Consider the following 20,190-nt stretch of genomic DNA (forward strand, 5'->3'; position numbering starts at 1 on the left):
CGGAATTGAAGCCACAACCCCAGACCAGATCGCCGCATGACCGACAAGCCTCAAACACCAGATTTGACAATAACTCCAAGCGCGATGCCCGAACTGAATACCGAGGAGCACGCATATGCATAGGCAAAAGACACATAAAGCGATGCACTTGTTCAGGCCAGAATTGTCAACATGCCAGAAATCTGATACCGACGTATATTGATTGAGGTATGCTGCCATTGGTCGATTAACATGTGCGCCCTTTAAAGCGTTTCTAAGTACTCAGTAAAGCGGACTCAATTTTGGAAATAAGCCTCTCTAAGCAAACAGTGATCGGTGGGGTTTGGGCCTTAGTTGCGCTTTTTGCTGCTAGCACACTTATCGTGGTTACGGCATATCGTTTAGACCGCCTCTTGTACGCGACATACATTCAGGAAGTTCGTTCAGACACTTATTTGGAACTGGTAGAAGTCAGAGAGGCCTTTGGCAAAGTTATTCAGTCTCAGTCACTTGCCTTGCGCGAACTTGCCACCTTCATCGGCGACAATCCGAATATCAGCCAAGATGAGTTTTCCAGACGCGCGCAGAGTATTCGCGGCGTTGATGAGTCTATGATCAGTATTGCCGGAGCGCCCAACATGGTTATCACCCTAATTGACCCGCTGGAGGGCAATCAGGGTGCTCTGGGTTTAGATTACAGAAAGACCGAAAATCAATTTCCGGCCATTCAGAGGATGATGACGGCTGGCAATGAATTGATTACCGGACCAATCAATCTGGCTCAGGGTGGAACAGGGCTCATATTGCGCGCTCCGGTCTATCTGCGCAATCCAGATGGTTTCGTTGATGAAGATACCGGCGGCGGCGGGCCAAAGCTTTGGGGAATTGTCTCATTGGTTCTGGATTATGGCCAGTTCCTAGAGCGAACGGGCATTACAAAAGCTGCCCAAAAGTATGATTTGTTCATCGAAATTGCACAGCACTTAGGGGATGACACGGATGCTAATCTTTACGGCGATAGAGTATCGGTTGGGGAAGACGCCGTAACGCTGCATTTCGATTTCGCTTTAGAGAGTTGGGTTATGCATGCTGTGACAAAGGGCGGGTGGCCGAGAACCTCTCCCGATCAGTGGCGACAGCGAATTATCATAGGAATGGCCAGTTTTCTGCTGCTGGGGACGCTGGTCTACATCCTGAGGCTTTCACATACACGCAAGCGTGCCAAGCTATTGCTAAATAGCGGAATTGAAGCCCTGAATGATGGGTTTGTCATGTTCGATGCTGATGATAGGCTGATACTCAGCAATACAAAGTACCGGGACATCTATGATCTTCCCAAAGAAGTCCTCAGACCCGGGACACCGTATTTTACAGTATTTACTGCGTGGCTTGAGAAGCAAGCCCCCCCCCCTGCAGAAATAGACGTGTCGAACTGGATCGATGATCGGCAAGCAAAGCGTCGCGTCGGCGAAAAGCTGGATATGGACCACCACCTTGCCGATGGACGGGTCATCAAAACGTCTAATCACCCGCTGAAAGATGGCGGTATTGTTGGTCTGCGTGTGGATGTGACTGAACTTACTCGAGCCAAATTGGCTGCTGAAGCGGCCAGTAAGGCCAAGACTGACTTTATGGGGGTTCTAAGTCATGAGTTGCGAACGCCATTAACGGTGATCATGGGCGTCGCAAGGCTCTCGGAAAATGCCCGGTTGCTTCGTTCGTCTAAGGCACTGATTGCGGCTTATGAAGAAGGCGATGTACCGAGGGCACAAGCTAAAGCAATGCTGGACGATATTTTCGTCCAACTTGGCGGCTTGCTGCAGAGATTGGTTCAGTCAGGAGAGCACCTAGAGCATTTGATCAATGAATTGCTGGATGTGGCAAAAATTGAATCTGGAAGCCTGACGTTTGAACCTACAATTTGTAATATCAAAGATATCGTCGACCCAGTTTTTCAGCAGCTCAGTACCCTTTCAAGAAAAAAAGGGCTTGATTTTGAAGTCGTGCAAGAGGTCGAGACGGTATTTGCGGATAAAATGAGAGTCCGACAAATTTTGATCAATTTGGTTGGAAATGCGATCAAATTTACCGATAGAGGATTTGTTCGCCTTTATGTCAAGGAACACGCCGACATGGTCCGTTTCGAGATCTATGACAGTGGAGAAGGCATATCTGAGACGGAGTTCGATAGTATATTCGACGTTTTCTACCAAGTCGATTCAACGGCTACGCGGCGCGCTGGCGGCACTGGTATGGGACTGGCTATCTCACGAAGCTTGGCCCAGTTGCAGGGCGGTAGTCTCACCGTAAGCAGTGTTGTCGGCAAAGGAAGTTGTTTTGTGCTGACCCTCCCACTCACAAAACAGCACAACTGACAAAACAGAACCAGTTCCATAATTAAACTGCGCAGAATCCTGATGTGCCAAAGCGTATGAGCGAAGCGGCGGTCGGTCCCCCCTGAAGGTAAGAGGCTACACTAGTAGAATTTTCTCGCCAAGAAGAGCGATAAGGTTCTGAATGAAAACAGGTGGATACACAGAGGCGCAGATCATCGCGATCCTTCGGCAGGCTGAAAGCGGAGTGCCGGTGGCCTAGTTATGCCGTGAGCATGGAATGAGCAATGCATCGTTCTACAATTGGGGCACCGGATGGCGGTATGGACGTATGGCACTTCTCGCAGCTATCGCCTTGTGGGCGTTGATACTCGTCGCCACTCAGCTACGATATCACACACGACTAGATGCAGGTGCTTGAAGGCGGCAAATCCGTCAATGCTAAGGTTACCCAATATCTAATTCAGAACAATCAAACAACTTGGCAATGCCTACAAGGGGCCTGGGCGTTTCTTCGTTGCCGAGCCGGGTCGCCGCAACTCCTTCCACATTAGAACCGCCCGGCAGTGTCACTGTTTGTGTCATGGTTTGTCTCCTAGGAGATGGATATAGGCGCATCCATTTCCCACGTTAAGGCAAACAATTTTGACAATCTGTATGTCAAAGGCTAACAGTGTAAGCATGTCCAAAGCACACAACCTCAACAGGCTCGCCTATTTCGCTGCCGTGGTCGAAACCGGATCCTTTACCAATGCCGCAGAACGCCTTGGCGTGACCAAGGCCGTGGTCAGCAGCCAAGTGACGCAGTTGGAGCAAGAGCTGAAGGCGACGCTGCTGGTGCGCAACACGCGCAAGGTCAGCGTCACTGAGGCTGGCCAGCTTTTCTACACGCGCTGCACATCAATCCTAAACGAGGCGGAAGAGGCCTTTAATGAGTTGTCCCAACTCACAGAACAGCCCGTGGGCACATTGCGCATGACCGCGCCGAATGATTACGGCGCGGCGATCGTAGCCCCTCTTGTCGCGGCGTTTCGACGCCAATACCCCGATTGTCGGGTCGAGCTGTATCTGGGCGACGATCACAGCGATCTAATGGCGGGTGATCTGGATCTGGCCATTCGGGTCGGGTGGCTTCGCGACTCGACCCTGTTGGCACGCAAGATGGGCGGTTTCAGGCAGCTTCTTGTTGGCACGGGCGACAGCCCCCTTTGGTTCGATGACATCCGACACCCGAATGATCTTTCCGCCGTGTCGTTCGTCGCAAACAAGGCGCTGCCTGACCCCCTGCATTGGCTGTTCGAAAACTCTGCCAGCGAAACGGTTTCCGTCAAATTGCAAAGCGATCTTTCAATCGACAGTGCGCCCGCGATCATGGCCGCCGTAAAGGAGGGAGCAGGTCTGGCGATCCTGCCGGATTATCTTGTCCGTGACCATCTGGCGTCGGGTGCACTGACCCATGTGCTGCCCGATTGGCATCTGCCCGAAGGGGGCATCTTCGTGGTTTTTCCTGCGTCGAAGTTCCGCGCTGCGAAGGTGTCTGTATTCACGGAAATGCTGCGGCAAGCGGAAAAGAGACGGGGCAGGGGTTGAGCGGCCAATCGGCGACCGCGTGACTTGACGTCTCCTGAATTGTCGCCCAACCACTTTTCTCAACCGCAGTGAGCGTTCAAACCGATGTCGATCTGTACGATCTTTCTATGTTAAGAGTGTCTCATCCAGTCACCAACCCAGCGAGTAACGGCTATTTCGAACAATGATTTCCAGAAGGCTATAACGCTTCGCCACTTGCGCGTAATTGCTGCCTTGTCCGACCTAAAACTGGTTGCGCGGGTGTCGGAGGAGCTCAATGTAACTCAACCCGCTGTCTCCAAGCAGATTGCAGAACTGGAAAAAATAGTCGGCGTTCCGATCGTGACCCGCGATCGGAACCGCCTTTTCTTGACGGCAATAGGGCGGCGTCTGGTAGATCATGCCAAGCAGGCCCTCAGTCAGCTTGATCGGGCGGCTTTCGATATCGAGGCTATGGCGAGCGGGATTTCGGGTGCCGTTACTGTTGGCGTTGTCAGTTCGGTTGCACCGACCCTTTTGCCCGGCACCATTGCACTATTCAAAAGCAGCACGCCGCAGGCGAGCATCTCGGTCAGAGAGGGGCACTTCGTAGAGCTTCTTCCAGAGTTGCAAGGCGGTGCGTTGGATTTGCTGATCGCCAGGATCTGGCAGCCCCGGGAACTGTCTGGCATTGAACAGCTAAAGCTTTTTGCGGAACCGATTATCGTCGTTGCAGGCCGCAATCACCCGCTGGCAAGACAGCCTGACATTGAGTGGAGCGAAGTCGTCGATTTCCCCTGGATCATGCCCCAGGCAAATTCGGTTGCCCGGCGGGCGGTTGATGCACTCTTTGCCGAAAGCGGACTGGCACCACCCGCGAATACGATTGCCTCTCTCTCTTTGATGCTAAATCTCGCACTGTTGGACGCAATTCCCGCACTGGGGCTGATGCCGCAACGCCTTGCCCAGTCCCATGCGGCACGCGGAGACATTGTTACGCTTCCGCTGGACACGCGTGGATTTCTGTCCGAGGTCCGATGCTTCTGGCGAGGTGGCCAAGAAGAGACCAATCATGCGTTGTCGTTTTTTCTTAAATGCTTACGGAAAACAACTGAGGACCTAAAAACCATTCCTTTTGGTTAATGTTGTAAGTCAATCTTTCATTATTTTTCCTGTCAGGCCCGTATTATCATAACTTCAGTCATTTTCTTGGGAGGGACAAAGTGACCGAGTTGAGTATGCGGGATATGTCATTGTTGCGGGCATGAGTGTGGCCGGATTGATGACCCTCTCGGCGCGCGATGTCCTCAGACGATTTGCGGATCGCAGGCTGACGCCAACTGATTACCTCGCGGTATGTCTTGAGCGCATTTCTAAGGTGAACCCCAAGATAAATGCCCTGACAGCTATAGATACTGAACGTGCGATCTTTGAGGCGGCGCAGGCATCCAGCCGGTGGAGCGCTGGAACCCCTAAGGGGCCGCTCGACGGGTTGCCCATTGGCGTAAAGGATATTCAAGATACCGAAGGGTTGCTGACGAGCCATGGTAGCCCACGCATGCGGAGCTATGTGCCAAAAAGTGATTTTCCGATGGTTGCGCGGCTGCGTAACGCAGGAGCTATTATTCTGGCAAAAACAAACGTTCCTGAGTGCGGCGCCGGCGGTAACAGCCGTAATCCGGTTTGGGGTGCCACGGCAAATCCATTTGACGCCAACCTGATAGCCGGCGGTTCTTCAGGCGGATCTGCGGCCGCGCTGGCGGCAAATCTCTTACCTGTATGCACTGGGTCAGACACTGGTGGCTCGCTCAGATTGCCCGCGGCCCTCTGCGGGATCGTTGGGTTTCGCCCATCGGTAGACGTAATTGCGCATCCGACCCGACCGCTGGGGTGGTCAGGTATTTCGGTTCTTGGCCCGATGACCCGTACCGTCGATGATCTGACATTGATTTTAAGCATTTCGCATGGGTACCACCCTGACGACCCGCTATCGGCACAGTCCGCGCAGACCCGGTTTACGACCTTGCCAGACGTCGACCTTAGCGCCTTGCGGGTCGGTTACAGTGAAGATTTCGGTGGCGCACCAGTAGATCTGGCTATTCGCGAAACTTTCCGCGATCGGATCGAGAAGATCGCGCCGCACGTTCAAGACTGCTGTCCCGTTGATCTTAATCTTGGCAATATGGACCGATGCTTTGACATTCTGCGTGCCGAAAGCTTTCTGGCCGCTTTCGGTGAAGTGACGAAAACAGAGCCCACAGCTTTTGGCCTCGATATTCAAACGAATGTTGAGTTGGGCCAGTCCATGTCTTTGGCTGATCGGGCATGGGCGCATGCCGAGCAAACGCGCATTCTGCGCCGCTTCAACGCGCTGATGCAGGACTTTGATGTTATCCTTCTGCCTACCGCACCGGTATCCCCGTTCCCTTGGACCCAAGGGCATGCAGCAGAGATCGAGGGGCAGAGCATGGATATCTATTACCGTTGGTTGGCCCTGACCTATCGTGGGTCACTGGCAGGCGGCCCATCTATCACCCTGCCTTGCGGCCGCGATCCCCAAGGCATGCCCTTCGGACTTCAGGTTCTGGGCGCTGTCCGTAGCGACGAAGCGTTGCTGGCTACGGCCAAATCGCTGGAAACACTCTTTGCGGGAAATCCGGACATGGCGCGGCCCTGCCCTGATATGACAAGCCTCACACCGTCAGGCATAGACTTACGTTCAATCGTAACACACCCGCCGGTCATGGATCGAGATGTTCAATCCAAGACGGCCCCCCTCGGAACGGCAGTTTAGCATTATGTACTTTATTCCGATCATCTTCATTCTCTTGCTGATCAGCGGCACTGCCTTTGCCTATCTCATGGGGGCGGTATCCGTTCTTACCTTTGTCGCAGTCGATAAAACGCAGTTTCTATCCATCCTGCCGCAACGCATCTTTGCCCAGCTTGACGTTTTTGCCTTTATGGCGATGCCACTTTTCATCCTGACCGCAGAGATCATGAGCCGCGCAGGGGTGACCCGCAGCCTGATTGATTTCGCCATGTCCATCGTCGGACGCTTTCGCGGTGGGTTGGGGCATGTGAATATTCTCACAAGCGTGTTCTTTGCAGGCATCTCAGGCTCAGCGATTGCTGATAGTGCTGCCTTGTCGCGCACATTCGTGCCCGAAATGACGGCACGCGGCTATGATCCCTATTATGCAGGAGCGATTACGGCAGCCTCTTCGATGATAGGTCCGATCATACCGCCATCTATCATCATGATTATCTATGGCGGCCTCACGGGTGCCTCTGTTGCAGCCTTGTTCATTGCAGGTGTGATCCCCGGCCTGTTGCTGGCAGCTGCGTTGATGATCCTGAATGCGGTTATTGCACATATAAAAGGGCATCCGGGTGGAGCCTCTGATGATCTTCCGCGTTTTTTGCCGAGCTTGTTGAATGCAGCCCCTGCTTTGTGCCTGCCCCTGGTGATCCTTGGCTCGCTGGTCTTTGGACTGGCCACCCCGACAGAAGGCTCCGCCATCGCCGTCTTCTTCGCGCTAATGGCAGGCCAGTTCTACAAAGGGTTGAACTGGCGCATGATCTTCGACGCGGTCGAGGCCACAGCCAAGATGACCGGCACAATCTTTATCATTCTCGCAGCGATTTCGGTGCTGGGGTATCTGGCGGGCCAGTTGGGCTGGTCCAGCGCGCTGGCAACATGGGTCGACTCCTTCGGGCTGACAGGCACTAAATATCTGTTTTTCCTTGTGGGCATCTTTCTGATCGCAGGCATGTTCATGGATACACCCGTTGCCCTGACCCTGCTGATACCGCTCTTTGCGCCTCAGGCGATGGAACAGGGTATCAGCCCGATACACCTTGGCATCGTGCTATGCTTCAATCTGTGTGTTGGTCTGATCACGCCACCGCTGGGCAAATGCCTTGTGGTCGTATCCGCACTTACCAAACTCAATTACTGGCGGCTCACCTATGCTGTGCTGCCCTTCATTTTCGTACAGGTGCTGCTGTTGCTGGCTTTGGTCTATTGGCCAAGCCTCAGCCTCACACTACCGGCCCTGTTCGGATTTTCTGTGAACTAAAAATGGGAGGACTAACAATGAAACTCACGGCACTGACACTGGCGGCACTGCTCGCACTGTCGACCTCTGTATTCGCAGAGGTCAAGATCGCACTGGACGGCAAGCCGGATCTCGAACAATCGGGCTCCTACAACTGGTCCTTTGCCTTCGCCAAAGCGCTGAATGAAGGAGGAATGGAAACCCGCGAAATGCCGGTTGGCTCTGTCGGCAACGAGGCAGAGAAATTCGATCAGGTCTCGACCGGATTGCTGGAGGTTTCGATGTCGGACGTGCGCGCGATTGCGCAAGTCGATCCGTTTATCTATGGCGTGCGCCTGCCGTATATCTTCGACGATGTTGCGCATATGGACCGCGCCTTGGCCGCCGGTGATGTTTATAATCGGATCAATAAAAATCTGGCCGCACAAGACGTGATCGTGCTCTCCATGGCACCGCTTGGACCCGCCTCTGGTGTGATTACCACGACCCAAGCCGTCCGCTCGCCCGCCGATATGTCCAACCTGCGCATGCGCGCCCTGGATGACGCACAAATTGCTATGTATGAGGCGTGGGGCTCCAGCGGCACAATCGTACCATGGGGCGAAGTGCCTGCGGGTTTGCAGACGGGTGTGATCGACGGCTACCTCAACTCGCCCTTCGTGCCGGTGATGTTCGGTCAGACCGACTTCGTCAAAAACTTTGCCACTGCCGATGTGATCTGGCCGCTGCGTGCCGTAATCGCGTCAAAGGCATGGTACGATGGCTTGTCAGATGCCGATCGCGCGACGGTTGATGCGGCTGTTGTAACAGCCGATGCTGCCACACGCGCCTGGCTGGCTGAAGCCTCCGAGAAAGGTCTCGCCGCACTTGAGGAAAAAGGTGTGACTGTTCAGCGCCTGACACCAGAGGAACGCGCAGTCTTCCGCGAGGCATCTTTGCCGGTCTACGATTCAGACCTGATGTCGGCAGAGGATACCGCCCTGTGGAAAAAGCTCTCTGACGAGAACCGCTAAAACAATAGGCGGGTTGCTCGCTGCGGCCCGCCATTCATTGCAGGAGAGACGGATGCGCCACCTCATCATCAGTACCAGCGACAGCTTGCACCTGCTCATGCGCCGCATTGCGGTCTTTGCAGTTTGTCTGATGTTTGTGACGGTGATCGTCCAAATCATCGCCCGCTATGTTTTCTCTTCCCCCCCAGTCTGGACCGAAGACGTCGCGCGCTATGCGATGGTCTGGACCGGCCTTCTGGGGGCAACCCTGTCGTTCAAAACCCAATCCGATGCAGTTTTGATGCAAAGCGTGTTTCCTGACCCACCACATATTCTGGCAACTTTTGCAAAAGCCATCCAAAGCCTTGCAGTGCTGACCTTCATCCTGCCTGTGATCTACTTCTGCTTTATCGGACTACGGGGCGGATTTGCAAAAGGGTACCTTGCACGGCAATCGGGTCTGACAGCAGATACGCTTGGGATTCCAATGGTCTGGATTTCCGTGGCTGTTCCTGTCTCTATGATCATTATTTTGATCCATCTCTTTGCCAGATGGGCTGGTGATGGAGTCGCAGAGCCCTCCAATTCGCAACTGGATTGAGTCCGCGTCGGTCAAATGGCGGATGCGCTCAAGTACCGCTCCCAAATATTTTGGAAATTTAGGAAGTCGATATGACTATTGACCACACCGATCTCGCACTTTCTGCCTTGAAGGAAATGTTGGGCGAGCGGCTTTCAACTGGCGATTCCATCCTCGAACTTCATAGTCATGATGAGGCGTATTCTGAACCTGCCCTACCGGATGCTGTAGCCTTTCCCGAGACCGCCCAAGAGGTGAGCGAGATCATGAAGATCTGTTCCCGCTACGGTGTTCCAGTCGTGCCTTTCGGTATTGGCACCTCGCTTGAAGGTCACGTGATTCCAATTCACGGGGGACTTAGTGTGGATACCAGCCGCATGAACAAGATCCTGGCAATTCACGAAAGCGATCTGGATGCAGTCGTTCAGCCCGGTGTCTCGCGATCAAAGCTTAACGAGGAACTGCGCGCGACCGGGCTGATGTTCACTGTGGATCCTGGCGCAGACGCAACACTTGGTGGAATGGCCGCCACTCGGGCGTCCGGCACTAATACAGTGCGTTATGGCACCATGCGCGAGAATGTTCTGGCACTTGAAGTTGTGCTACCTGATGGCACAATCATTCAAACTGGCTCTCGCGCACGCAAATCCTCGGCGGGATATGACCTGACGCATCTGTTTATCGGCTCCGAAGGTACTCTTGGTATCATCACGCAGTTGACGGTACGACTGTTCGGACAGCCCGACACAATTCTCGCGGCAACCTGTTCGTTCGAGACTGTCGATAACGCGGTGAACTCCGTGATTATGGCCATCCAGATGGGTATTCCGATGGCGAGAATAGAATTGCTGGACGAAGTTCAAATGGGAGGGATGAACATATTCAATCCCGATCTGAACCTGCCAGAAAAACCACATCTGTTCCTTGAATTTCATGGGTCGCAAGCCGGAGTAAAGGAGCAGGTTGAACTGTTTGAAAGCGTTGCCGAAGAATTTGACGTGGGCAGCTTTCTGTGGGCAACCAAGGCCGAAGATCGCAATCGGCTGTGGACCGCACGTCACAACGCTTACTATGCTGGAAAATCCCTTAAAAAGGGCTGCGAGGGGCTCATCACCGATTGCTGTGTGCCGATTTCAGCTTTGGCTGACTGTATCGCAAGGTCCAAGGAACTGATCGCAGAGTCTGGGTTGATTGCCCCGATTGTAGGCCATGTCGGGGATGGCAATTTTCATCTTATGATCCTGTTCGACCCGAATGTTCCAGACGACCTTGCTGCGGCAAAATCACTGGCTGCAAAGGTGAACCATGTCGCTCTGTCATATGGCGGCACAGTCACGGGAGAACACGGTGTAGGCACCGGCAAGAAGATCTATATGGCTAAGGAGCACGGTGCGGCCTATGCGCTCATGGCGGTGCTGAAACGTGCCGTTGATCCAGGAAACATCATGAACCCCGGCAAGACTGTCGATGTTTCTGATGTATATCTGGGCCTTTTTCCATCACAGTTTCGAGATGCTTAATGATGAGGACATGGCCAACGGCATAGCGGGCGTTGGCCCGATGCCGCGCGCAGAGCCTAAGACGTTAGACAGTGCGTGTGGGCGAAACCCATCGCCCTTGGTAACAGATACCTGCCAGAAGATCGACCCGTCGGTTTCCTTGCTCGGCGCGTTGATACGGCGACACACTATTTCATCTTCGATCGTCCGACCTCGTATGGCAGGTGATCGTTGAAGTTGAGGATTGGCCCAAATGGACGCCAACGGTAACGAAAGTTGTTCGACTTGACCAAGGCCCCTTTGGCGCGGGCAGCGCATTGAAACTGAAACAGCCTGCGCAGCGCGAAACCACTTGGCGGGTTTCCAACTTTGATGACAGTCATGCATTCACTTGGAAGGCGAAAACCTATGGCATTCGGTAATCCCCCCCGAAAGTAAGGGGCTGCGGAAGTAGAATTTTCTCGGCAAGATGCATGAGGAGATTCAGATGAAGATGACCAGATATAGCGAACCCCAGATCCTTGCGATCCTGCGCCAGGCCGAAGGCGGTGTGCCGGTGGCCGAGCTGTGCCGTGAACATGGGATGAGCAACGCGTCCTTCTACAAATGGCGGGCAAAGTATGGCGGCATGGATGCGTCCATGGTCAGCCAGATGAAGGCCATTGAGGAAGAGAACCGCAGGCTGAAGCGAATGTTTGCGGACCTGAGCATGCAGAACGATTTGCTGAAGGAAGCGCTGGGAAAAAAGTAGATCGGCCATCTCAACGCCGCGAGATGGCCGAGAATGCAGTGGCGCGACGTGGGGCAAGCATTGCGCTGGCCTGCCGGGCCTTTGGGGTCAGCGAGACCTGCTATCGCTATGGGCCCAAGTTGCGCGCCGAGAATGAGGAGATCGCCGATCTGTTGACCGGTCTGACCGACGCCCGCAAAACCTGGGGGTTCGGCCTGTGTTTTCTGCATTTGCGCAACGTGAAGGGGCATCCATGGAACCACAAGCGCGTCTACCGGATCTACTGCGAGCTGGAGTTGAACCTGCGCATCAAGCCCCGAAAGCGGCTGAAGCGGGACAAACCCGATGCGCTGGCGGTGCCAGATGCGCCGAACGTGACTTGGTCGATGGACTTCATGGCCGACCGGCTGGGTGATGGCCGTGCCTTTCGGTTGCTGAACGTGCTGGACGACTTCAACCGCGAAGGGCTCGGCATCGAGGTGGACTTTTCCTTGCCCGCCGAGCGTGTGATCCGAAGCCTGGATCGCATCATCGAATGGCGAGGAAAACCCGGGACCATTCGGGTCGACAACGGGCCGGAATACATCAGCGAAAAGCTAATGAAATGGGCCGAGAAACATGGGGTTACCATCCAGCACATCCAACCCGGCCAGCCGCAACAGAACGCCTATATCGAGCGCTACAACCGCACGGTCAGGCATGAATGGCTGGATCAGTATATCATCGAAAGCATCGAGGAGGCCCAAGATCACGCCACGCAATGGCTATGGACTTACAACAACGACCGCCCCAACATGCGCATCGGCGGCATCACACCCGCACAGAAACTGAAAATGGCCGCGTGAATTCTACGACTGCTCCCCGTTAGAAATGGGGGGATTACCATTCCAATGGTTGCTGGCCACGAGATTATTGAGACGCCACATGGCAGCGACAGCATCATGACTATCCATGTGTCAGGCTTCGCCGCATTCGCTTTTTGGCCCCTTCTCAAAGTCATTGTCGGCAGGGCAATCGCTCTTGAAAACAGAAGCTTGAAGACTTGGTGCGAGACCCTTGACGATCGATCCCATGCGGCGCCTCCAAATGACTAGGCTCAAAGTGCAGAGCCCGTTGAGGGCCTCTATCAACGTCAAGCGTCACCCTTCACATGGGCGGTTTGCGGTCATTCTCCACAAGAGCGAAATCTCATGGAGCGATCAGGTGAAGCTAACATTCAGGCGACCATCAAAGCTCGATTTTCTCTGCACCGACACAGAGCAGACCAAGCCCCTGTTCCTTTACACTGCATCGCGCACGATTGTTCGCCTGTCACAATCTGTAAAACTCAAAGTCTTGCAAAAATCAGCGCACTGATTTACGCCACTAGCACATTCATGGAGATTTTATGACCCGATAATGCGGGGAGGCAGAGCGCCCTCCCGATGTAAAGCTAAACAAAATCCAACGCCGTCGCGTAATTGCTGCGAGCGATTATTTTTGTTGTGTCTGGTCAAATTTAGTTTTTGTGGGGCGGGCTTGGCCCGTACTCCGAACATGAAAGATCCCAAAAATGATACGGGACTATTCCAAATTCTTGCCACCTTCGGGTTCACACAAGATCCCTAAATGCGAGCCTTCGTCTTTAGAAAAGTTTGGCTGGAAGCCCTTCTTTAGCCAACAAATCGACGTTGACGCGGCCGCTGATGCACCGCCTGTTCGTGTGGTTGAAGTTCACAGAACCGGCCTGCGGGTGCTGGGCGAAAGTCTTGATACCCTCATCCCACCGGTGCCAAATGCGACAGTCGGTGACTGGTTGCTCTATAATCCGCAAAAGCCATCCAATAGTCAGGTCTTGGAACGCAGGAGCGTTTTTGAGCGTCGTGCGCCGGGCTCAGACCGCAAACGGCAGCTAATTGCTGCCAACGTGGATACGGTCTTTATCGTGTCGTCCTGCAACAATGACTTCAACATCGCGCGCCTCGAACGCTATGTCGCCTTGGCGTTCGAGGCGGAGGTAACTCCTGTGATTTTGCTGACCAAGGCAGACCTTTGCGACGACCCGGACGCCTACGTAAAAACGGCAAGCGCCATTTCAAACCGCGTTTTGGTCGAAGTGCTCAATGCCTTGAGTGAAGAACCAATTGCCAAGTTGGCTCCATGGTGCAAGCCGGGCCAAACGATTGCCTTTCTGGGGTCGTCTGGTGTCGGAAAGTCGACACTAGTCAATGCTCTCTTTCGCGATGGCGTCGCCGATACGGCTGCCATTCGCGAAGATGACAGCAAGGGGCGCCACACGACGACGCGGCGACAACTGCACTTCACAGCAGATGGCTGCGGGGTGCTGGACACGCCCGGCATGCGAGAGCTTCAACTCACCGATGTAGAGACCGGTATTGCAGATGTGTTTGCTGACATCGTTGCCTTGGCGCGCCAATGTCGTTTCAGCGATTGCAGACATGACAGCGAACCCGGTTGCGCCATCCAAGGTGCATTGGCGCGCGGCGAAATTGATCCTGATCGACGTGCGCGATGGAGCAAACTGGTCGCGGAAGAACGCTTTAACGCGTCCACTTTGGCCGAACGCAAAACCGCCGACAAATCGCTTCATAAAATGATCAACGCGATCCAGCAGAAAAATAGGAAGTAGGTCCATGATGCGTAGATATAAAGCGGACGATACCGATGCCTTGATCGCAATCTGGGATATAGCAGAACCACTTGCACACCCCTTCTTGTCTGATGAAGTCAGAAATCAGGTTCGCAGAGATATGCGCGATATCTATCTGCCAAATGCCGAAACATGGGTTTTGGAGATCGATGGAGCGCCGGTCGGTTTCATTGCAATGATAGGCACGGAAATTGGGGGCTTGTTCCTCGACCCCTCTGAACAAGGCAAATGCAGGGGGCGTCATATGGTAGACCATAGACCCGGTCGATGACAGGGACCAGCTTGCCGTCCTCGACCATCCGGGTGAGGGTGCCCAGCATCGGGCGCAGCACGTCCGGCTTGAGCATGCCCGTCGCCGAGAAGCGCGCCTTGCGCCGGCCCGCAATCGCGGTGCGCAACATTGCGCCCAGCAGACCGAGGCCCAGCACAGGGCAGACGTATCGTCCGGAGCGGGTCAGGCTTCCCTTGGCCTCGGTCAAGGACGAGACGCCAAGCGTGTCGTAGATCACGTCGTACCGCTCGGCCTGTCGGGTGAAATCCTCCCGGCCGTAGTCGATGACCCGGCCGGCCCCGAGTGCGGCCACCATGTCGGCGTTGCGGGCGCTGCAGGTGCCGCTGACCTCGGCCCCCATCGCCGCGGCGATCTGCACCGCAGCACTTCCGAGGCTGCCCGAGGCGCCGAGGATCAGGACCTTTTGCCCCGCGCACAGGTCTGCCACCTCCCGCAGGAAGTTCAGCGAAGTCAGCGGCCCATCGCACATCACGGCAGCGTCCTCATGCGAAAGTGCCGCAGGCTTTTTCATCAGCACGCCAGACTCATCTAGGCAGATGTGGCTGGCATTTGCCCCGAACTTCAGCCCCGCCTCGCCGAAGACGGCGTCGCCCACGGCAAACCGGCTGACGCGGTCGCCCACGGCGATCACCTCGCCCGAGAGCCCGGTGCCCGACAGGTTCTGACGCGGGCGGCGCAGGCCAAGGAAAAGACGTGCAAAGCGGGGCTGCCCGGCCCGCATCATGCCATCGGCGCGCGTCACGGCCGAGGCGCGGATACGGATCAGGATCTCGGTGGGACCAGGTGTCGGAATGGGCCGGGTCACCGGGTTCAGCACCTCGGGGGTGCCATAATGATCAATGCTCCATGCAGAGAGTGTCGCAGTCATGCTGATGTCCCTTCGGTTCGATTGCCCTGTCTCTATCGAACCGATTTCCATCCAGATATTGCAGTTTTTGCACCGGTGTGGTTCATAATCGTTCCATATGGTGGATTGGAAATCTCTTCCGGCCTTTCTGGCCGTGGCGCGGGCGGGATCGCTGCGCGGGGCCGCCGAACAGTTGGACGGCACCCACGCCACCGTGCGCCGACAAGTTGAGGGGTTGGAGGCGCAGCTGGGTGTGCAGCTGTTCCGGCGCAGTGCGGGCGGGCTGGAACTGTCGGCGGCGGGCCGCAAGCTGCTGCCGCAGGCACTCGAGGCCGAAGCGTCCTTGCGCCAGGGCTTCAACGCCGTTCGCGGGCTCGATAGCGAGGCGGCGGGTCGCATCCGTCTGTCGGCCGATCCGATGACCGCGCATTTCCTGCTGGCGCCGGTTCTGGGCGAGTTCCTGTCGCTCTATCCCGACATCCACATCGACATGAACCTGTCCTACGCCATCGACTCGATCGAAAAGCTTGAGGCTGACGTCTCTATCCGCCATGTGCGCGACCTCACCGGTGATGCCGTGGGGCGCAAGCTGTTTCCGCTGTCGATCGGTGTATTGGCCTCGCGTAGCTATATCGACAGGCATTTGCACGATGCCGGGCCGCGCGGCGAGGGGCTGACCTGGCTCGGTTACGGTGAGGTGCCGGAATTGCAGGCGATGATCGCCGCCTCGCCGTTTCCGCGTGCCACGGTGCGCCATGCCATCCCAGATCCTGCGATGCATATGCATCTCGCCCGGGCCGGAGCGGGCATGACGTTCCTTGCCGCATGGGTGCAGAGCGTCTTTCCCGAACTTCAACGGATGCCAGGAACCGAGCTAGACCAAAGGCGCTCGACTTGGGTGCTGATGCATGGGGATCTGCGCCGGGTGCAGCGGGTCAGGCTTTTCGTCGATTTCCTCTACGAAAGCCTGCTCGAGCGGCGCGCGGACTTCATCGGATGATTGTCAATCCGGCCTTGAGGCGTATTCGGGCGAGAGCAGGGCACCTCCAGTACCGCTAGATGTAAAGTCTTGACCGGGTGCCTGATGTGCGCCGTGTCATACAAATGATTTCAATGCCATAGACTGGAGAAGGTTGGATTTGAGGCCCACCCCCTCCCACGCCGACGCACACCAATTTGTTGTTCTTGACCTCTGGAGGACTGGACAGACTGTCTCGCTGGATCAAGTTGATAACTACTTGAGATGTGTAATTCGTGCGCAATCCCTCGTGAAGGTCTGCAAAGCACAGTGAAGCAGCCGCGCATGCAAGTTGTAGCGACTCCACGCTTCGTCCGCGTGACGGGTGTCGATGTGCCCTGCTACGAAGGACGCTGAAAACGTATACAGCTGCGGACAGATTCCCGACAGTGAATGACCGGCTTCCCGATCGCCTAGATAAAGCAATAATATTGCATCGATTATCGTTGATGATTGCGTGCGGCAGAGCGAACTTTACTACCATCGGAACAGCAAAGCCACGGAGGCCAGCCACAAAACTGGGCGACCCTGCGGGGTCTGCTCCGGTAGAAGGCAACGCATGCTGCGCTGCCGTTTGCATCCGGAGACCCTCATGATCCGCCTGACCGACACGCAGAGTCTGATCCTCACTGCCGCGTCTCCCCGTCCTGGCAACCTTGCGATGCCGCTGCCTAAGGGGCTGCATGGTGCTGCCGCAAAGAAAGTCGTCACGCTGATGATCGAACGCAGGTTGATTGAAGAGGTAGAAGCCGACCTGCGGCAGAATGAGCCGCTCTGGCGCGAGACCGGCGATGGTCATGGCACGACCCTGATCGCCACCGAAGCCGGACTCGCTGCCATCGGTATCGAACCGGTGGTAGCGAAGGCCATGGCCGGGCTGCGTAAACCAATGCCGGAAGCGGACGCCGCACCGTTCTCGCCGCGCAAGGGCACCAAGCAGGCGGAGCTGATCGCGCTGCTGCAGGCCCCGGATGGTGTCAGCATCGCCGATATCTCCGCGGTAACCGGCTGGCAGACCCATTCCGTGCGAGGGGCCATCTCTGGTCAGCTGAAGAAGAAGCTGGGGTTGGCCGTCATCTCAAAGAGGCTCGAGGGCCGGGGGCGGGTGTATCGCATAGGTGCGCCGGACGAATGGCCCAGCGCCGGCGTTGGCAGGCGCAGTCGGAAATCATGATCACGGTTACCAGGTCCGATGGAACTTTGCGACGCGGTTGGTGATAGTGACCTGCAAATCAAGGCCCGGGCATCCTGGCACTCCGCACCTTCAGGAGCAGCGTCTCGATTGATCTGATTTCAGGCTGACTATGACGAAATCCAACTCCATCGCGGTCCGACGCATACTCAAAAAACAACTTCAGCAAGGTGGATTCCAGTGCCTGGATTCCGGCAGGTGGATTCTTGAGTGGTTTAGTCAAGAATCCACCCTAGGCGACCTGTAGATCCACGTAAATATTTGAAATTAAGCCGTTTTATATCATGCCCTGGGCGAGGTGGATTCCAAGTGGATTCCCCGGTGAAGAAGCCAGTCGCTAGCGAAATGCCGCGCTGCGCCCCCCCGCATACAAACGGGGCCGGGGAGGAACCATGCCAGGGGGGCCTTGAGCGTCATGATCGGCCCAGAGCCGTCCTTCATGCCTAGCGTTGGTGCAGCATTGCGGCTTCCCGAGACCGGCCATTCGTGCGTCGTGCAGCATTTTTGAAGGGCGGAGGTCCGATGAGCGGACTTAGTCTGAGTTCGCTGCACCAGTTTGAGTGGCCGCTTCCCGCGCCACCAGCTAAAAAGAAAAGGGCAATGGCTCAATGGCGATTTGGCGGGTTTCCCCGTCCAATTGGACTACCAAATCTGCGGCATCATTCCCGATATCCATCGCGATCATTCCGACGCCAATATTCTTTGAAAATCGGTTGGAAAATACAAACTCGCTCAGGACACCAACAGTTTTCCCGTTCGCCGTTTTCACGTCCAGAGAATGCTGGCAGGCAGGAACCGGCGCGCCAGAGATAACAAAGCCAACACGCCTGCGCTTCGCGCCTTTTTTCTTGATTTTCTGAAGGGCGGCCTTCCCGATGAAGTCATCTGCTTTGTCAAAATCGACCAACTTGCCCAAAGATATTTCGAACGGATTACAGGGGTTCGCTTGCAAACGCCCATCGGCTCCGTAAGAAACCAATCCGCTTTCAATTCGCTCCAAATCGTTGGGCGCGCCGGGGCGAATGCCGTATGCGGCCCCTTTTGCCTTGACTATGTTCCACAGCTCAAAGCCACGCGTACCGTCTTGCAGATACAACTCATAACCGCCTTGCTTGGACCAGCCAGACCGCGCCAGCACAAGCGGGATTCCCTGCAGTTCAGTTTGCTTGAAGCCAAAATACGTCAGCTCTTTGACCCAATCGCCAAAGAGATCAGCAACCAGCTCTTTGGCCAATGGGCCTTGAATCGCGAGCGGAGAAACGTCCGGTTCAAACACCTGCACATCCCATTTGCGCTCGGCGGCAATAGCGCTCGCCCACAGCTCTATATCGCTGTCCGCTATAGAGAGCCAAAACCTGTCAGCCGCGAGCCTCAACAAAACCGGATCATTGATTAGCTGGCCTTGGTGATTGCAGATCGGAACATAGCGTCCTTGGCCAATTTTGGTCTTACTAATATCGCGAGTGGTCAAATATTGAATAAGCCGCGCGGCGTCTGGCCCAGAAACCTCGACTTGGCGCTGGGCGGCGACATCCCACATCGTCACGCCGTTCATTAGGCTGTCATACTCAGCTTGTGGGTTTCCGAAATGCGCTGGGATAAGCATATGATTGTAAACCGAAAAGCATGCCACACCATCAGTAACGGTTGCGTCGAAATAGACGGATTTTCGGTTGTTTGGGCCAATGCCTATTTCGAACGCCATGTGATCTCTCCAGTTTGGTTCAGCGGTAGAAGATTTTCATAGAAACTATAGGTTTTTCGTGCATGTTGTGGTCAAAGATACCGAAAAAGTGGCACATTATTGCAGGCCTTCTATGGACACACTTAACATTCGCATCATCGAGACGTTGCAACAACGCGGAGACATAACAAACGCGGAATTGGCCGAAGTGGTCAATTCGACGCCATCAACGTGTTTACGTCGGGTTCGAGACCTTCAAAACGCAGGCATCCTGACCAAAAACATTTATCTTGTGGATAGTGCCAAATTAGGGCGCGGACTGCGGGCAATCATCACAGCCACGACCAAAGATTACAATCTCGCGAAAAGAGCCGCGTTCGCCAAGCGCGTCGAGGCGGAACCTGCCATAGCGTATGCGTATGGCGTAACAGGCGAGTTAGACGCGATACTTATAGGGAACTTCCAAAATCTGGTCGAGTATCAAGAGGTCTGCGACCGGCTGTTTGATGGCGACGAAAACATAGTCCGATACACGACGCATTTCGTTTCCGAGACCTACAAAGACGCCCCCGCCATTCCTTGTGACGTTCTTAGACCGAAGAGGTGATCAAAGCGAAGTATGGAAGTCGACATTCGCCGCATCACAGAAATCAGCACTTTGGGTTCACTACGGACATTGGCTGTATCGTATGTAGATGGCTGCAACGCGGACAAGGACGAAACCGCTCTCGCGGTATTGGCGCTTGTTGCAGGCGATACGCGCTGATCGAAGCGCCGTGATTTGG

The 20,190-nt window shown here is 55.2% G+C and carries 16 protein-coding genes and 2 pseudogenes; 15 read left to right on the forward strand and 3 right to left on the reverse strand.

Annotation, left to right across the window (positions count from 1 at the left end):
• Window positions 1–281 precede the first annotated feature (281 nt).
• Both ACEN2J_RS18675 and ACEN2J_RS18680 read left to right on the forward strand, forming a co-directional pair.
• Window positions 282–2,354, forward strand: a complete 2,073-nt coding sequence (locus ACEN2J_RS18675; RefSeq protein WP_442107966.1) for an ATP-binding protein — start codon at window positions 282–284, stop codon at window positions 2,352–2,354.
• 142 nt (window positions 2,355–2,496) lie between these two features.
• A pseudogene (locus ACEN2J_RS18680) lies at window positions 2,497–2,662 on the forward strand (transposase); the annotation flags it as partial.
• 97 nt (window positions 2,663–2,759) lie between these two features.
• Here the strand turns inward: ACEN2J_RS18680 and ACEN2J_RS18685 are convergent.
• Window positions 2,760–2,897 carry a hypothetical protein gene (locus ACEN2J_RS18685; protein ID WP_442107967.1) on the reverse strand — a complete coding sequence of 46 codons (138 nt, stop codon included), beginning with the start codon at window positions 2,895–2,897 and terminating at the stop codon, window positions 2,760–2,762.
• A 96-nt stretch (window positions 2,898–2,993) separates the two neighbouring features.
• On the opposite strand from ACEN2J_RS18685, the gene ACEN2J_RS18690 reads away from it, so the two are divergent.
• The 10 genes and pseudogenes from ACEN2J_RS18690 (at window position 2,994) to rsgA (ending at window position 14,351) form a co-directional block, all read left to right on the forward strand.
• Window positions 2,994–3,902, forward strand: coding sequence for a LysR family transcriptional regulator (locus tag ACEN2J_RS18690; RefSeq protein WP_442107968.1), 909 nt, complete (start codon window positions 2,994–2,996; stop codon window positions 3,900–3,902).
• Window positions 3,903–4,097: 195 nt separating this feature from the next.
• Window positions 4,098–5,003: a LysR family transcriptional regulator gene (locus ACEN2J_RS18695; protein WP_442107969.1), complete on the forward strand. Its 906-nt coding sequence runs from the start codon at window positions 4,098–4,100 to the stop codon at window positions 5,001–5,003.
• 121 nt (window positions 5,004–5,124) lie between these two features.
• Entirely contained in the window at window positions 5,125–6,654 is a 1,530-nt protein-coding gene (locus tag ACEN2J_RS18700; protein WP_442107971.1) for an amidase, read from the forward strand.
• A gap of 4 nt (window positions 6,655–6,658) precedes the next feature.
• Entirely contained in the window at window positions 6,659–7,942 is a 1,284-nt protein-coding gene (locus ACEN2J_RS18705; protein WP_442107973.1) for a TRAP transporter large permease, read from the forward strand.
• Window positions 7,943–7,959: 17 nt separating this feature from the next.
• Window positions 7,960–8,934: a TRAP transporter substrate-binding protein gene (locus ACEN2J_RS18710; RefSeq protein WP_442107974.1), complete on the forward strand. Its 975-nt coding sequence runs from the start codon at window positions 7,960–7,962 to the stop codon at window positions 8,932–8,934.
• 52 nt (window positions 8,935–8,986) lie between these two features.
• The gene (locus ACEN2J_RS18715; protein WP_442107976.1) at window positions 8,987–9,514 is read left to right on the forward strand and encodes a TRAP transporter small permease; all 528 of its coding nucleotides are present in this window, start codon (window positions 8,987–8,989) and stop codon (window positions 9,512–9,514) included.
• A 71-nt stretch (window positions 9,515–9,585) separates the two neighbouring features.
• Window positions 9,586–11,013: an FAD-binding oxidoreductase gene (locus ACEN2J_RS18720; protein ID WP_442107978.1), complete on the forward strand. Its 1,428-nt coding sequence runs from the start codon at window positions 9,586–9,588 to the stop codon at window positions 11,011–11,013.
• A 197-nt stretch (window positions 11,014–11,210) separates the two neighbouring features.
• Window positions 11,211–11,414, forward strand: a pseudogene (locus tag ACEN2J_RS18725) (hypothetical protein); the annotation flags it as partial.
• A 65-nt stretch (window positions 11,415–11,479) separates the two neighbouring features.
• A protein-coding gene (locus ACEN2J_RS18730) for an IS3 family transposase (protein ID WP_442107980.1) occupies window positions 11,480–12,567 on the forward strand; the annotation gives its coding sequence in 2 pieces (ribosomal slippage) (window positions 11,480–11,741 and window positions 11,741–12,567; 1,089 coding nt in all).
• A 707-nt stretch (window positions 12,568–13,274) separates the two neighbouring features.
• Complete coding sequence (gene rsgA, locus ACEN2J_RS18735; RefSeq protein WP_442107982.1) at window positions 13,275–14,351, forward strand: ribosome small subunit-dependent GTPase A; 1,077 nt, start codon at window positions 13,275–13,277, stop codon at window positions 14,349–14,351.
• 188 nt (window positions 14,352–14,539) lie between these two features.
• Here the strand turns inward: rsgA and ACEN2J_RS18740 are convergent, their stop codons facing one another.
• Window positions 14,540–15,532, reverse strand: coding sequence for an NAD(P)-dependent alcohol dehydrogenase (locus tag ACEN2J_RS18740; protein ID WP_442107984.1), 993 nt, complete (start codon window positions 15,530–15,532; stop codon window positions 14,540–14,542).
• Window positions 15,533–15,629: 97 nt separating this feature from the next.
• On the opposite strand from ACEN2J_RS18740, the gene ACEN2J_RS18745 reads away from it, so the two are divergent.
• Both ACEN2J_RS18745 and ACEN2J_RS18750 read left to right on the forward strand, forming a co-directional pair.
• Window positions 15,630–16,511: a LysR family transcriptional regulator gene (locus tag ACEN2J_RS18745; RefSeq protein ID WP_442107986.1), complete on the forward strand. Its 882-nt coding sequence runs from the start codon at window positions 15,630–15,632 to the stop codon at window positions 16,509–16,511.
• Between the two features lie 610 nt (window positions 16,512–17,121).
• Entirely contained in the window at window positions 17,122–17,703 is a 582-nt protein-coding gene (locus ACEN2J_RS18750; protein ID WP_442107988.1) for a DUF3489 domain-containing protein, read from the forward strand.
• Window positions 17,704–18,304: 601 nt separating this feature from the next.
• Here the strand turns inward: ACEN2J_RS18750 and ACEN2J_RS18755 are convergent.
• On the reverse strand, window positions 18,305–19,426 hold the full coding sequence (locus ACEN2J_RS18755) for a glycine cleavage T C-terminal barrel domain-containing protein (RefSeq protein WP_442107990.1): 1,122 nt from the start codon (window positions 19,424–19,426) through the stop codon (window positions 18,305–18,307).
• A 112-nt stretch (window positions 19,427–19,538) separates the two neighbouring features.
• Between ACEN2J_RS18755 and ACEN2J_RS18760 the strand changes: the two genes are divergently transcribed.
• On the forward strand, window positions 19,539–20,012 hold the full coding sequence (locus tag ACEN2J_RS18760; RefSeq protein ID WP_442107992.1) for an Lrp/AsnC family transcriptional regulator: 474 nt from the start codon (window positions 19,539–19,541) through the stop codon (window positions 20,010–20,012).
• Window positions 20,013–20,190 lie beyond the last annotated feature (178 nt).

It is taken from the genome of Pseudorhodobacter sp. W20_MBD10_FR17, assembly GCF_052119765.1.
GTDB lineage: Bacteria > Pseudomonadota > Alphaproteobacteria > Rhodobacterales > Rhodobacteraceae > Pseudorhodobacter.

Bases quoted from the DNA above. Each gene is read 5' to 3' on its own strand.
- ACEN2J_RS18685 (WP_442107967.1), bottom strand. From the start codon at position 2,897: ATGACACAAACAGTGACACTGCCGGGCGGTTCTAATGTGGAAGGAGTT.
- rsgA (WP_442107982.1), top strand. From the start codon at position 13,275: ATGATACGGGACTATTCCAAATTCTTGCCACCTTCGGGTTCACACAAG.
- ACEN2J_RS18690 (WP_442107968.1), top strand. From the start codon at position 2,994: ATGTCCAAAGCACACAACCTCAACAGGCTCGCCTATTTCGCTGCCGTG.
- ACEN2J_RS18740 (WP_442107984.1), bottom strand. From the start codon at position 15,532: ATGACTGCGACACTCTCTGCATGGAGCATTGATCATTATGGCACCCCC.
- ACEN2J_RS18700 (WP_442107971.1), top strand. From the start codon at position 5,125: ATGAGTGTGGCCGGATTGATGACCCTCTCGGCGCGCGATGTCCTCAGA.
- ACEN2J_RS18760 (WP_442107992.1), top strand. From the start codon at position 19,539: ATGGACACACTTAACATTCGCATCATCGAGACGTTGCAACAACGCGGA.
- ACEN2J_RS18745 (WP_442107986.1), top strand. From the start codon at position 15,630: ATGGTGGATTGGAAATCTCTTCCGGCCTTTCTGGCCGTGGCGCGGGCG.
- ACEN2J_RS18750 (WP_442107988.1), top strand. From the start codon at position 17,122: ATGATCCGCCTGACCGACACGCAGAGTCTGATCCTCACTGCCGCGTCT.
- ACEN2J_RS18710 (WP_442107974.1), top strand. From the start codon at position 7,960: ATGAAACTCACGGCACTGACACTGGCGGCACTGCTCGCACTGTCGACC.
- ACEN2J_RS18755 (WP_442107990.1), bottom strand. From the start codon at position 19,426: ATGGCGTTCGAAATAGGCATTGGCCCAAACAACCGAAAATCCGTCTAT.
- ACEN2J_RS18720 (WP_442107978.1), top strand. From the start codon at position 9,586: ATGACTATTGACCACACCGATCTCGCACTTTCTGCCTTGAAGGAAATG.
- ACEN2J_RS18715 (WP_442107976.1), top strand. From the start codon at position 8,987: ATGCGCCACCTCATCATCAGTACCAGCGACAGCTTGCACCTGCTCATG.
- ACEN2J_RS18705 (WP_442107973.1), top strand. From the start codon at position 6,659: ATGTACTTTATTCCGATCATCTTCATTCTCTTGCTGATCAGCGGCACT.